Origin of the sequence: Pseudoalteromonas piratica (assembly GCF_000788395.1) — a bacterium.
GTDB classification, from domain to species: Bacteria; Pseudomonadota; Gammaproteobacteria; order Enterobacterales; family Alteromonadaceae; genus Pseudoalteromonas; species Pseudoalteromonas piratica.
Window position 1 is genome coordinate 2,093,484 of record NZ_CP009888.1, and the last position, 12,381, is coordinate 2,105,864.

14 protein-coding genes and 2 tRNA genes are annotated in these 12,381 nt (G+C 37.6%); 8 read left to right on the plus strand and 8 right to left on the minus strand.

Features of this window, described 5'->3' with window-relative positions:
- Nucleotides 1-104: 104 nt before the first annotated feature.
- Nucleotides 105-254, plus strand: coding sequence for a hypothetical protein (locus OM33_RS22550; RefSeq protein ID WP_199922438.1), 150 nt, complete (start codon nucleotides 105-107; stop codon nucleotides 252-254).
- A 2-nt stretch (nucleotides 255-256) separates the two neighbouring features.
- On the opposite strand, the gene OM33_RS09735 is transcribed toward OM33_RS22550, so the two are convergent.
- Complete coding sequence (locus OM33_RS09735; protein WP_038641249.1) at nucleotides 257-1,234, minus strand: pentapeptide repeat-containing protein; 978 nt, start codon at nucleotides 1,232-1,234, stop codon at nucleotides 257-259.
- 62 nt (nucleotides 1,235-1,296) lie between these two features.
- Nucleotides 1,297-2,937, minus strand: a complete 1,641-nt coding sequence (locus OM33_RS09740; RefSeq protein ID WP_038641250.1) for a response regulator — start codon at nucleotides 2,935-2,937, stop codon at nucleotides 1,297-1,299.
- A 60-nt stretch (nucleotides 2,938-2,997) separates the two neighbouring features.
- Here OM33_RS09740 and OM33_RS09745 point away from each other — a divergent pair, with 60 nt between their 5' ends.
- Entirely contained in the window at nucleotides 2,998-3,687 is a 690-nt protein-coding gene (locus tag OM33_RS09745) for a M48 family metallopeptidase (protein WP_038641252.1), read from the plus strand.
- A gap of 16 nt (nucleotides 3,688-3,703) precedes the next feature.
- On the opposite strand, the gene OM33_RS09750 is transcribed toward OM33_RS09745, so the two are convergent.
- Both OM33_RS09750 and OM33_RS09755 read right to left on the minus strand, forming a co-directional pair.
- Nucleotides 3,704-3,788, minus strand: a tRNA-Tyr gene (locus OM33_RS09750).
- A 323-nt stretch (nucleotides 3,789-4,111) separates the two neighbouring features.
- Nucleotides 4,112-4,196: transfer RNA gene (locus OM33_RS09755), tRNA-Tyr, on the minus strand.
- Between the two features lie 112 nt (nucleotides 4,197-4,308).
- On the opposite strand from OM33_RS09755, the gene OM33_RS09760 reads away from it, so the two are divergent.
- Nucleotides 4,309-4,818 carry a VC2046/SO_2500 family protein gene (locus tag OM33_RS09760; RefSeq protein WP_038641254.1) on the plus strand — a complete coding sequence of 170 codons (510 nt, stop codon included), beginning with the start codon at nucleotides 4,309-4,311 and terminating at the stop codon, nucleotides 4,816-4,818.
- 129 nt (nucleotides 4,819-4,947) lie between these two features.
- Here OM33_RS09760 and OM33_RS09765 read toward each other — a convergent pair whose 3' ends face one another.
- The 3 genes from OM33_RS09765 to OM33_RS22045 form a co-directional block, all read right to left on the minus strand.
- Nucleotides 4,948-5,406 carry a YchJ family protein gene (locus OM33_RS09765; protein WP_081991044.1) on the minus strand — a complete coding sequence of 153 codons (459 nt, stop codon included), beginning with the start codon at nucleotides 5,404-5,406 and terminating at the stop codon, nucleotides 4,948-4,950.
- A gap of 29 nt (nucleotides 5,407-5,435) precedes the next feature.
- Nucleotides 5,436-5,873 carry a SulA-like leucine-rich domain-containing protein gene (locus tag OM33_RS09770; RefSeq protein ID WP_038641258.1) on the minus strand — a complete coding sequence of 146 codons (438 nt, stop codon included), beginning with the start codon at nucleotides 5,871-5,873 and terminating at the stop codon, nucleotides 5,436-5,438.
- Between the two features lie 83 nt (nucleotides 5,874-5,956).
- A complete protein-coding gene (locus OM33_RS22045; protein ID WP_052140965.1) occupies nucleotides 5,957-6,427 on the minus strand; it encodes a tetratricopeptide repeat protein in 471 nt (156 codons plus the stop codon).
- A 143-nt stretch (nucleotides 6,428-6,570) separates the two neighbouring features.
- On the opposite strand from OM33_RS22045, the gene OM33_RS09780 reads away from it, so the two are divergent.
- Nucleotides 6,571-7,860, plus strand: a complete 1,290-nt coding sequence (locus tag OM33_RS09780; protein WP_199922439.1) for an NCS2 family permease — start codon at nucleotides 6,571-6,573, stop codon at nucleotides 7,858-7,860.
- Nucleotides 7,861-7,919: 59 nt separating this feature from the next.
- On the opposite strand, the gene OM33_RS09785 is transcribed toward OM33_RS09780, so the two are convergent.
- Nucleotides 7,920-8,933, minus strand: a complete 1,014-nt coding sequence (locus OM33_RS09785) for a CDP-glycerol--glycerophosphate glycerophosphotransferase (protein WP_038641260.1) — start codon at nucleotides 8,931-8,933, stop codon at nucleotides 7,920-7,922.
- A 117-nt stretch (nucleotides 8,934-9,050) separates the two neighbouring features.
- Between OM33_RS09785 and OM33_RS09790 the strand changes: the two genes are divergently transcribed.
- The 4 genes from OM33_RS09790 (at nucleotide 9,051) to OM33_RS09805 (ending at nucleotide 12,326) form a co-directional block, all read left to right on the plus strand.
- The gene (locus OM33_RS09790; RefSeq protein ID WP_038641262.1) at nucleotides 9,051-10,124 is read left to right on the plus strand and encodes a CDP-glycerol--glycerophosphate glycerophosphotransferase; all 1,074 of its coding nucleotides are present in this window, start codon (nucleotides 9,051-9,053) and stop codon (nucleotides 10,122-10,124) included.
- A gap of 68 nt (nucleotides 10,125-10,192) precedes the next feature.
- Nucleotides 10,193-11,263, plus strand: a complete 1,071-nt coding sequence (locus tag OM33_RS09795) for a CDP-glycerol glycerophosphotransferase family protein (RefSeq protein WP_038641264.1) — start codon at nucleotides 10,193-10,195, stop codon at nucleotides 11,261-11,263.
- Between the two features lie 21 nt (nucleotides 11,264-11,284).
- A complete protein-coding gene (locus tag OM33_RS09800; RefSeq protein WP_038641266.1) occupies nucleotides 11,285-11,728 on the plus strand; it encodes an adenylyltransferase/cytidyltransferase family protein in 444 nt (147 codons plus the stop codon).
- The gene (locus OM33_RS09805; RefSeq protein ID WP_038641268.1) at nucleotides 11,706-12,326 is read left to right on the plus strand and encodes an SDR family oxidoreductase; all 621 of its coding nucleotides are present in this window, start codon (nucleotides 11,706-11,708) and stop codon (nucleotides 12,324-12,326) included. Before OM33_RS09800 ends, OM33_RS09805 begins: the two co-directional genes overlap by 23 nt.
- Nucleotides 12,327-12,381 lie beyond the last annotated feature (55 nt).

Here is a 12,381-nt window from a genome sequence, read left to right on the forward strand (position 1 = left end):
ATAGTAGTGAGCGGTAAAACTTGGTCACAATTATGCATGTATCTTAGTAAGCATGCCCAATTGGGCTGTGGTTATAGGGCTTAACCCAATACTATGAGGATCCTATGATGATTAGTCGAGAATATTGTAAAGCACTTGAACTGAAAGTATTTAAAACTAACAAGCAAGTAAGAAGTTTAAAAGGGCAGTTGTTCTTCTTCAGATTGCTGTCGATGGTGTTCATGATGTTGTTTATTATTGGCAATGTGAGTTAATGTTATCTTGTCATCTTTTTGACAAAAACAACCACGAACAAGGCTAATGAAAAGCTACCGCAAAAGGCTTCAAAAGCCGCAATTAAACGCGAATAGCCGAGTGGGGTGATGTCCCCATAGCCAAGCGTGGTGAAGGTAACAACACTGAAATACAAGCTGTTAACAAGTGCCATTAAATTTGTTTTTGTATTTTGTGTCGCGCTAAACTGAATTGTCTCACCGTTGAAATTAACGCCAAACATAAAGTAACCAAAGGCACACAGTAAGATCAGCATCATCGAAAAGAAAATTACGTTGACTGGTCTCTCGCCATAGCCGCATAACACATCAAAAAATTTTGATGCAAAACGATGGCGTGACCATTTAGGGTATTGATGCCGGCGCATAATCAGCACTTTATGATTAAACTTGCCCGACACTTCCAATAACCCTTGGTTTTCAGCTGCGTTTCTTAGGTCACGATATATTTCTTCAGACTGTTCAAAATAGTCAAGAGCCTTTTCGCTGTCCTTTTGTTTTTCGGCTTTACGAGCAAGATCTTCTTGAAGTAGGGTGTGACCAAGCTTCATATTATCAATACGAGCACCGACTAATTTAACACCAAGTAAATTGGTCCCCTCTAATTTGGCACAGTGCAAATTAGCATCACGTAAATCGGCTTTCATTAAAGAAGCGTTGCGAATGGATGTATTATAAAGATGCGCATTTTGCATATTAGCGCGATAAAAGTTGCTATAGGATAAATCAAAATGTGGACCATTATGATTCACCAGGTTCAGCCCGGTTAGATCCGCGCGTTTTAGTTGAAGCCCTTTAAGCAAACCGCCACGTTGCGCGTAACGTTCAAGTTTTTCTGTTAATGCTAGGCCGCTTTTATCATACTTTTGATCATGCCAAAAACAATAACCCCCCCCCATATCAAGCTCAGAGCATTGCTCATTTTCAGGCGATTTGTACTGGCATTTAGGTGCATGACTCATAGCTTAAATTCAACCTAGTTAAGATAACTTAAGCCTAGCACTTTGATTCTATTTTGCTAATTTTATTGCTTATAGAGCTTAGCTAACTTGTTGTATTCAAACTTAAGATCTTCAAGTCGCTTAGCGTGCTGTGGTGGTAGTGCCATGCCATCAACAAGGGTAAAATTGTATTGGCATTTTTCTAAGATTACGTCAGCAGATTTGTTTGCACGTGGAAGTAGCTGCAATAAAGCCTGAAGCAAATTTAACGCACTGCCGGTATTCATAGGGGCGATTTTAAGTGCCATTTCAAACTGTACGATAGCGTCTTGGAAATTCCCCTTTTTGTAGAGTTCAATACCTTGGTTATTGTATTGTTCGAACTGACTTTGTTTATCTGCTAATGACGCGTTACGTTGCGCTAATTGAGATAATATTTGGCTATTATGTTGGTTGGAAGATTGATATTTATCTAGCTGCGCTTTGGCATCATCAAATTCACCCAGATCTAATAAGGTGATAATCGAGTCTGGAAGTACTGAGTGGCTTAAAGATTGTTCTGAAGTCAGTGGTGCAATTAATTTTTTAGCCTCTAAAAAATCACCTTCGCTAACACTCATACGTGCTTTACAAAATGTTTTAAACTCATCAAAAAGTGTTTGTTGTTCAACTACTGTTGAGTCACTTTGTGCGTTTTTGAGCGAAGATTTAATCTGATTGGTTAACTCAGACCTTTCCTGTTGTGAATTTGCGGCTTCTAATTGATTGAATATGGCGCGAATATAATTTAATTGATAATCAATATGGGCAAATGCAGTACCCTGAGACATTAAAAGTAAGGTATTTTGGGCTTTTACAAAGGCATTATAGTCATTATTAGCGTGTGCAATATCACTAAATTTACGCTGTCTAGCAAATGAGTGTGGTGAAATATTACAGCTTTGCTCGATTAAAAATAGAGATTCCTTACCCTGATTTAGTTTATTGAGACAAATTGCTTTAATATCGAGAGCATCAATATTAAATCGATTTTGACCGAGTAATTCATCACATATGCGAATGGCACCGTCGTAATTTTTTAACAGTAACGAAGCTTGAGCCAAGTATGTAAGTGCCCATGTAGGCCTTGCTTTTTCAAGTATTTGACTGAGTAGATCATACGCCTTTTGATGTTCTTCTAACTCAAAATATAATTGGCACGCTCGTTTGAAGCAGAACTGGGAAGTACGAGGATGCTGTTCTGCTAGTGCTAAAAATTTTTCAACAGCAACAGCTAATTGTTTGTCTTCTATGGCTTGATTCGCATCATAGAATAATTTTTTTCTCGCTGATAATTTACTAAGCCGCTTTTTAAGCATGCCCGTTGAGAAAGGTTTTATTAGATAATCATCAGGCTCAATCTCAAGTACTGAAAGCACAACTGACCGTGTACTTTCTCCAGTCACAAGAATCGAAATACTATGACGAGATAGTTTGTTTAAATATTTCAGCTCTTCAAGGAATTGTTTGCCATTTCTACCTTGACCAAGGTTATAGTCGATAAAGACAATATCCACGGAGTTTTTATCAATTTTGTTAAGTGCCGCTTCACCCGAGTCATAAAATACAATATTGTTAGCACCCAGTTGTAATAACATTCCTTTGAGTAATTTCTGAAATGATTTCTGATCATCAATGATCAGAATTGATTTGTCCTTTAATGGGTGTTCGCTTATTTGGGTCATTTATATTCGTTTTAGCGCAAGGTAGTTATAACTATAGCAATTTAAACATAATAGAAAATAATGTTGATCAAATATCAGTTAAAACGTAGTAAAAAAAGAAAAACGCTCGCAATCAAAATCAAATTTAATCAAGTAATGGTATATGCACCTTATTACTTGCCAATTAACGTGGTTGAAGACTGGCTTTCTACAAAGCAAGTTTGGATTGAAAAACATTTAAGAAATCAGCAAAACAGGCCTGTTGCTAACTCTATTTTGCAGCAACAGAACTATGTTTTATTAGGGCAAACATATGCGCTTAGATTTGAGCAACATGCGATAAAATCTGAGGTTATTATTGATGATGCAATAATACAGATTTACACGTCTAAGCGGGTCAAGCACACTCAAGAAAAGCAACTTAAACTGTTAATGTCAGTTGTCAGCACGCGATTAACTCAATACTGTGAAATCCAGGCAAGCCACATGGCAAATAAATTAGGAGTCAGTTTTTCAAAAGTGAGTGTAAAACACATTCGCAGTCGCTGGGGGTCATGTGATTCAAAAGGACGATTGCAGTTTAATTTGCAATTAGCCAGTGCGCCGTTATGGGTGATTGATTATGTAGTTGCTCATGAAGTGGCACATTTGCAAGTGATGGATCACAGTAAGCGCTTTTGGCAAATTGTGAAAAGAATTTATCCGGACTATTTAAATGCAGAGAAATGGTTGAAAAACAAAGGCTTTGAACTAGATATATTTAAGATATGAAACTTCAGAAAGAAAGTGGTGGAGGGGGACGGATTCGAACCATCGAAGGCAATGCCGTCAGATTTACAGTCTGATCCCTTTGGCCGCTCGGGAACCCCTCCACTGAAGTAGGCGCAATATTAGAGAAGCTTTATCACGCTGTAAAGTGTTTTTTATAAATTACTGTTTAACTGCTCGAAAACCAATCACAACTATCAAATTTCAACCAAGTCTTAGTACCCATTTCATATAGGCAAGTTCTACTCTCACCATTTAAAAACAAACTTGACTAGTTAAATAGTGAAACTATTTTGCTTGGAATTTGGAATTTGGAATTTGGAATTTGGAATTTGGAATTTGGAATTTGGAATTTGGAATTTGGAATTTGGAATTTGGAATTTGGAATTTGGAATTTGGAATTTGGAATTTGGAACAAAAAGAGAAGTGGTGGAGGGGGACGGATTCGAACCATCGAAGGCAATGCCGTCAGATTTACAGTCTGATCCCTTTGGCCGCTCGGGAACCCCTCCACGAGAACGAGGCGAATATTAACAAACTAAAAAATTAAGTAAAGGTTAAAACTAAAGTTTTTTCACTTTTTGTCGATAACAGCTTTGTTATTAAACAAATTGATTATTTAAAATGCAAATCGAACAAATCATCACACATGAAACGCAATTAGGCGAACAACTTTCTCATAGTGTTGCTACTAATCGTCAAAGTGATTTTGCATTTTTACTTGCCATGCTAAGTCATGACGCAACTGACTTTTCACAATTTAAGTTACCAAAAAGTGATAAACAGCCCCCGCAAGATCCGTTATTGCAACTTGCTAAAATAGCTGCGGGACCAAAAAAGCCCTTTGCAGCAGAGCCATTTAATGGCCTAATTGGTTCAGATAACTGTAAAATGTTGCTTGAACAAGGGTTATCAGCAATTCAACTAAATGAGTGCCTTAACCCTGAGCCCTACACTGTTAAAAACAATACGAAATATATTCCACCAGCTGTTATTGATAATTGCCCGCCAGCTACACAGAAAAAGATCATCATTGAAAAGAATTTGGCTTTAATGAATAACCAAATGGATGTGAATAGTTTTTATAATAGTATTGAGAAAAGCCAAGACTATAACTTCGCATCAGTTGCTTAATAAAGCGAATAAGTAAGGCAAAAACTGTTATCTAGCATGCATGTTTAGAAAATATAGGGCGCTCAATAAAAAATAGCGACCAAGGTGATCGCCATTTCAGAGATATGTTTTCAATCGTGTATTTAAATACTAAGCCGCATGGCATTTTTTGAACTTTTTTTCGCTACCGCATGGGCATTTGTCGTTACGCCCTATCTTTTGTTCTGTGTGCGGAGTGAGGGTACCATCTAAGTAGCGCCATTCACCATCTTCTAAAGTAAAATTTGAAGTTTCTTCTAATTGGCAGTAGTAGCCATCACAAAGATAATCCGCTTTAAAATGCACAATTGCAGTGTTATCGCTTTCTTCAAAGCGGTATACAGTCAAGCCTATAAAATCTGCTAACTCAGCAAATGCAGCAATTTCGCGAACACTGTTAGCAGCACGTTTACTGTTAGCGTAGGTATTATGAATATATTCGCTATTTTTTTCGCAATAAGCACTGTAACGTGAGCGCATCAGTTGTTCAGCATTTTTAGCTTTTATTTCTCCACTAATAATGGGAGAGCAACATGTTTCAAACGTTTGAGAATTTCCGCAATGGCACATAGGTTCTAATCAAAAATTAAAAGTGTATGTTAACAAATATTGATGTTTGCAGTTATCCCTTTACTCGCTGAAAAGTGATAAAAATAACCATTAAATTGATTTTGGTTGGCTGCAAGTCCACTCAAGGTCACTTCGTCTAACATATTTGTCCAAGAAATCACGGCGCCAAAATTACCATTTTTCAATGCGGAAGTGACAACATATTCAATATTGATTAAGTGGCGCTTTCGAATGATGAGCAACTTGCTGTGGTCAATCGATAAACTTTCTAATAGCGATTTACTTGGCACCGCATCAGGCGCTAAGAGTAACGTCCATTTATTCTCACAGGTATGTTTTTGCAAGATTTCGATCAATGCCATCGTTTCTTGAATGTCATCTTGCACATTAATAACGCTTAGTTTGTTGGTCGCACGTTCATCACTTTGCTGTGTGTGTGGTGTTGAAAGGTGTTGAGCTTGTAACATAACGATACCTGTTTAAATATACAGTAGATTTTTATATACAGTAGTTTATACAGTAATTCGTTTCAAGCATTATTTGTTATTTTTTACACAATTTTTTCACTTTGCAGTTGATTGTCATGAATATATTCATATAAATCAGCAGCTTGCTTTTTAGCGTCCGTAACTTGTTTAGCTTGCAAAAGTGGCTGTAATTTACCAATGGCTTCTACTGCTTCAATAGACCCTTGGCTTTCAGCAAGACATAACCAAGTATAAGCATGGTAAACGCTCTGTGGCAGGCCTGCGCCTTTAGCGAACATCATTCCTAAGTAAAATTGCGCTTTTACGTGGCCTTGCAGCGCAGCAAAACGCATGTATTTTGCCGCTCCAACATCATTTTTTGCTTTTGACATGGTCACTGAAGTTGCAAATAAGCGTTCTGGGTCTTTCATTTCCAATCTGGTATTTTTTTGGCTTAGTTCTTTTTTGATTGCCAATAATGTTGAGAGTATGAGTTGCTCAACTTCTTCGATGGTTAATGAGTCAATTTCTAATTGTTGATTTGTGTTTTCCATGATGCCTCTTTACATATGTTCATTTATTTAGTTTAGAAGCTTTTGTATTTTTCAGTTAATTTGATCGCTCAATGACTTAAAAATTTAATTATTTGTGTGTCACTGGTATGATCACGTTCCCCTTAAGACACAGTAGCTAAATCATGTTCGAAAAACTTTTTAAAATAAACCAACAAGGCAGTTCGGTTAAACGTGAAGTGATCGCTGGGATCACCACATTTGTCACTATGGTTTACATAGTATTTGTTAATCCTGCTATGCTTGCCGAAGCAGGTATTGACCAAGGCGCAGCATTTGTTGCCACTTGCTTAGCTGCCGCGATTGGCTGTTTTATTATGGGCTTTTGGGCAAATTATCCAATCGCACTTGCTCCGGGTATGGGGTTAAATGCGTTTTTCACCTATGGTGTGGTGCTTGGTATGGGCTATAGCTGGCAAAGTGCGCTAGCGGCGGTGTTCTTTTCAGGCATTATATTTTTACTGTTAAGCCTCTTTAAGGTTAGAGAATGGATTATCAATGCCATTCCATTAGTGCTAAAACGAGCAATTGCCACAGGTATTGGTGCCTTCTTAGCACTGATTGCCCTTAAAAATTCAGGAATTATTGTGGCAAGTCCTGCAACCTTAGTGCAGCTTGGCGATATTTCACAAGCAGGTCCGTTACTTGCGATTATTAGCTTTTTCTTTATCGCAGCGCTGTTATATCGAGATATTAAAAGCGGCGTGTTGTTTAGTATTTTAGGTGTGACTGCAATCGCATTATCACTTGGGTTAGTGGAATATAATGGGATTGTATCAATGCCACCATCTCTGGCACCGACATGGATGGAGTTAGACTTTGCAAGTGCGCTTGAACTGTCCATGTTAAGTGTTATTTTTGCGTTTCTTTTCGTGGATCTATTCGATACTTCCGGCACGCTAGTGGCGGTTTCACAAAAAGCCGGTTTTTCAGATGAGAAGGGCAATATTCCGCGTATGGGCCGTGCACTGAGCGCTGACAGCTGTGCAACAATTGCGGGTGCCACACTTGGTACTTCAACCACGACCTCTTACATTGAGTCTGTTGCGGGTGTTTCGGTTGGTGGCAAAACGGGATTAACCGCGGTTGTAGTAGGCTTATGCTTTTTACTAATGCTATTTTTTGCGCCACTTGCAGCAATGGTTCCGGCTTATGCAACAGCTGGAGCAATTTTATATGTTGCTGTATTGATGCTACAAAATTTAAAACTGATTGATTGGGATGATATGACAGAAGCTGTGCCGGTTGCTGTTGTACTATTAATGACACCACTAACATTTTCTATCGCGCATGGTATTGCGCTCGGTTTTATTGCTTATACAGCAGTAAAAGTGATGTGTAATCGTGCCGACGAAGTAAGTATTAGTGTTTGGATTCTATCAATATTATTTGTAATTAAGTTTGCTGTATTATAAAGCTTAGAAAGAATAAAAAAGGCGCCTCGGCGCCTTTTTTATTAACAACTTCTCGAGTGTTAACCTAATTTATAGTATTTCATAAGCTTTCTGATTTTATATTTTCTTATCAAATTAAGCGGTTTGCGTTTTACGCCTCTTATCAATAATTCATCAACAGCCTGCAAAACTCGTTCAGCACTTTTACCATCTTGGTATGGGTGAACTTGCTTTATGTAGTTGTCTATCTCTTCTTGATGACCATCAGACAAATTGAGTGCTTTATCAATGGTTATGTTCAAGTCTGAAGGCTTATCTATGTTGATTAATGCTGCTTGAGGTGATGAGTTATTAAAAGTAATAACGGGTTTACCTATCAATAATGCTTCATCCACAGCACTTGATGTATCAGAAATTACAATATCAGCTTGTTGGATAAGTGGAATTAAGTTATCACCATTATCGATAATTAAATTGTCATTATTATAGCTGCGATAAAGTTGTTGCCATTCAGTTTTGGTTTTAGGGTGAAACTTAATGACAATTTTGAACTTATTCGATTGAGCCAACAGCTTTATCTGCTCAAAAAGATGAGGTAAAGAAGATAAGCTGGGTGAAAAAGTAGGCGCATACAGTATTACTGGTTTGTCATTGATGCATCTGGCGTAATCAAAATAAGGATCTAATTTTGGCCAGCCGGTTTCTACTACATTAAAATAGCCATGCTTTTTTGCTAATTTTTGAAAAGGCTCTGTGGTGAGAGGCCCATGTGTGCAATAAAGATCAAAAAAGCCTCGAATCGCAAAGTGGCCTTTCTTTTTGTATTCTAAACCGTGAAATACTTGTACCTTAGCGCCTGGAATAAAGTCAGGCACAACATTGCCTGGCACAAATACCGCGTCGGGCTTGTATGCTTTTACCTGTTCAATAGTGGATAAGTAATGCTCTTGTTCAGTTAAGCTGGCTGCATTTACATCATTTCCTGATAAAAACCAAGCCACCTCATCACCACGAGCTAATATTGCAGACTGCAAAGGCCTTAAAATAGCATAGCTATAAGGCTGCATTACAAACATCAAATAACGCTTATTCATACTACTATCAAAATTCACGAAAAATTGATAATAACATAGTTAAAACGTCAAAATGTTTATTTATGCCGTTGAATAGATCATTAAATGTTAAGTATTATTGGTTGTAACAGCTAACGAATGGATCCCGGTGCAGTGCGCAAATACTTGTTTTTCATATCTCAAAACTACAGTTACGCTATTTTAAGACCATTACAACAAGAAATTATTCGTCGCGGTGATGAGGTGGCTTGGTTTTTGTGGGGGGATGAGGTTAATGCACGTTATTTAAAAGAGAATGAACGTCATATTAAGACAGTAGATGACGTTAAGGTCTATCACCCAGATGCGGTATTTGTGCCAGGCAATATGGTGCCAAGATTTTTTCCAGGACTTAAAGTTGCGGTATTTCACGGTTTTGATGCGGGAAAATTAAATCGCCGTGGCAAAAATGACCATTTTAATATTCGTCAGTGTTTTGATCTTTATTGTACACAAGGCCCAAATACTACATCGGTATTTTCACAATTAGCAAAAAAACATGGCTATTTTAATGTGGTAGAAACTGGCTGGCCAACACTTGATCCTTTATTTGATAAAGTTGAGGGTGCTACATCAAAAGCTAATGAGGCAAAGACTAAGAAAACCGTATTAATGTGTTCTACGTTCTCACGCAATTTAACTTGTGCGCCTCATTTATTTGAGCAAGTGAAAAAAGAAAGTGCAACAGGTGAGTGGCAATGGCTTGTTCAATTTCATCCAAAAATGCCAAAACAGATTATTCAGCAATATAAAACACTTGAAAGTGAACACTTAACCTTTGTTGAGACTGACAATGTTTTACCGTTATTAAAGCAAGCAGATGTTATGTTGTGCGATACATCATCGGTCATTCAAATGTTTATAGTTCAAAATAAGCCGGTAGTGACCTTTAACAATATTGACCCACAACCACATATGGTGAATTTTACTGACCCCGCATTACTTGCGGAAAAACTGGATTATGCCCTTAAGTATCCAGCCTGTTTGCAAAAAAATGTCAGCGATTATATCCAGCAACTTCACCCTTACAGAGATGGCAATTCGAGTGCTCGCGTACTCGAAGCAGTTGAGCAAGTGCTCCAAGGGCATCTCACCACCGCAAAAAAGAAACCACTCAATTTATTGCGTAATCTTAAATTAAGAAAAAAACTCAATTATTGGAAATTCAATTAAAAAACTTTGCCTGATGTTAAGTTTTTGTGAGATCATAAAAATGTCACATAAATCGTTTAGGCAGTTCAATGAAGGTTATTTTTGATATTCAACATCTGTATTATTTACCGCAGTATTTACCGGTAATTGATGCACTCAAAGCGCACAACACAGAAATTGAATTGGTTGGCTACAAAACTGACGACGAAGATTTAAACCGCATTATTGAGAGCGCATTAAACGAGACCAAGTTAACTATTAAAATTGTACACAATTGGCAAGATGCGTTAGCCCATTACTTAGCGCAAAAAGCAGATTGGTTAGTCTTTGGCAATGCCGTTGCGGATTTAGAACAGCTCCATACAGTGAGTAAAACCGTATTGATGCAACACGGTGTCGGCCCGAAAAGTTGTTATTATGATGTATCTAAAAATCCAACCACTGTGCGATTTGTTGAAGGTGAAAAGCGCCTGAGTAATCTGCAAGCCATGTTTCCCAATGGTAATTTTGTCGATAGTGGCTATGCCAAGTTGGACCCTGCTATCAATCGCAGCTCACTCAGTATCTCATTAAGTTCTCTTGGTTTAGATGAATCCAAACCAACTATTCTTTATGCGCCAACGTTTTACCCTAGTTCAATTGAATTATTTTCTGCGAACTTTGCGAGTGATTATGCGGACTATAATGTTATTCTTAAGCCTCATTTTTTTTCGCTGACTAAGCATCGTTATTCTAAACAAAAAGCCATACTAGAATCTTGGGCAGCAAGTGATAATGTATATTTAGCAAGGGTTGATGAATACAACTTGCTTGAATTTATGGCGATTTCAGATGTTATGTTATCAGATGCATCGTCTGCAATTTTTGAATTCGCAGCGCTAAATAAACCGGTTATCTGGTGTGACTTTTACAAGCTTCGTTGGGGTTATCGCGGTATATTTTCTTTTCGTTTTAAAAAACGAATTGATGAAAGTATTGAGGTCTTCAATGAATTATGTGATCGAGCAGCTAATTATCAAGAACTTTACGAGTTAGTTAAAAATGCGGTTAAAAACCCGCATATCAAACAGTCAATAAGAAAGCAAATATGTGATGAATACGTTGGTAAGCTTGATGGTAAATCGGCAGAGCGTATTTGTGATTATTTAATCTCACATTAACATGAGTTAAAAGTATATATTATGAGTAAAATTGTCTACGTTTCAGGTACCTTTGATTTGTTTCATCGCAATCATTTGAAAATGATTGAATACGGCAGAGGACTTGGTGATACCTTAATTGTCGGGGTGAGCACTGACGAGCTTGTGTGCAGCTATAAAAATCCACCTGCTGTTCCGTTTGAAGAGCGTATTGCGATTGTTGAAGCACTAAAATATCCTGATGTAGTTATTCCACAGCGTTCGTTAGAACATACGCAGCGCATTAAAGATCTGAATATCGATATTTTTGTTGTGGGCGATGATTGGCGTGGTAAATATGATTACCTTCGCGATCTCGGTGTTAAAGTATTTTATTTCCCATACGGTGCAGGTGTTAGTAGCTCAAACTTAAAAGAACGTATTTACGATCAGTATAGAAACTTAATAGATAAGTCGGATAAACATGAAAACCCAGATATCGTCTAATAAATCAATTTTAATCACTGGTGGTGGAGGCGATTGGGCGCAAAGCTTTGCCAATGAGTTTAGGGATGTTTTTGATATTACCTTAGTTTCGCGAAAACAGTTAGATGTAACGCAAGACTCTGATGTTGCAAACTATTTCGAAGGTAAACAGTTTGATGTCGTAATAAATAATGCAGGCTGCATTCACCCCAATCGATTACTCGATTCCGATTCAGCTGAGTGGATACAAGATATTTCAGTGAATTTAATTGGTACGTATTTAGTAAGTAAATACGCGCTGAAAAATAATCAAAAAACGCTGATTATTAATATTGCATCGACAGCAGGGTTCAATGCCTACAAAGATTGGTCATCGTATTGTAGCTCAAAAGCAGGTGTTATTACTTTGAGCAAAAGCATGGCAAATGATGGCTTTGAAGTAATTTGTATGGCTCCAGGAGCGATTGAAACCAAGTTTAGAGATAAGTTTAATATTCCTAACAACAATATCATGACGTGTAGCGAGTTTAGCAAACATGTTGTTGATGTGTTGGCTGGTAAATATCAAAGTGGTGATGTACTGTTTATTCGCAAAAATGAGTTTGTACTCAATCCATAAAAAAAGGCTAACCCAGTTGGGTTAGCCTTACGTTCACATGGGAAGAACAATACGT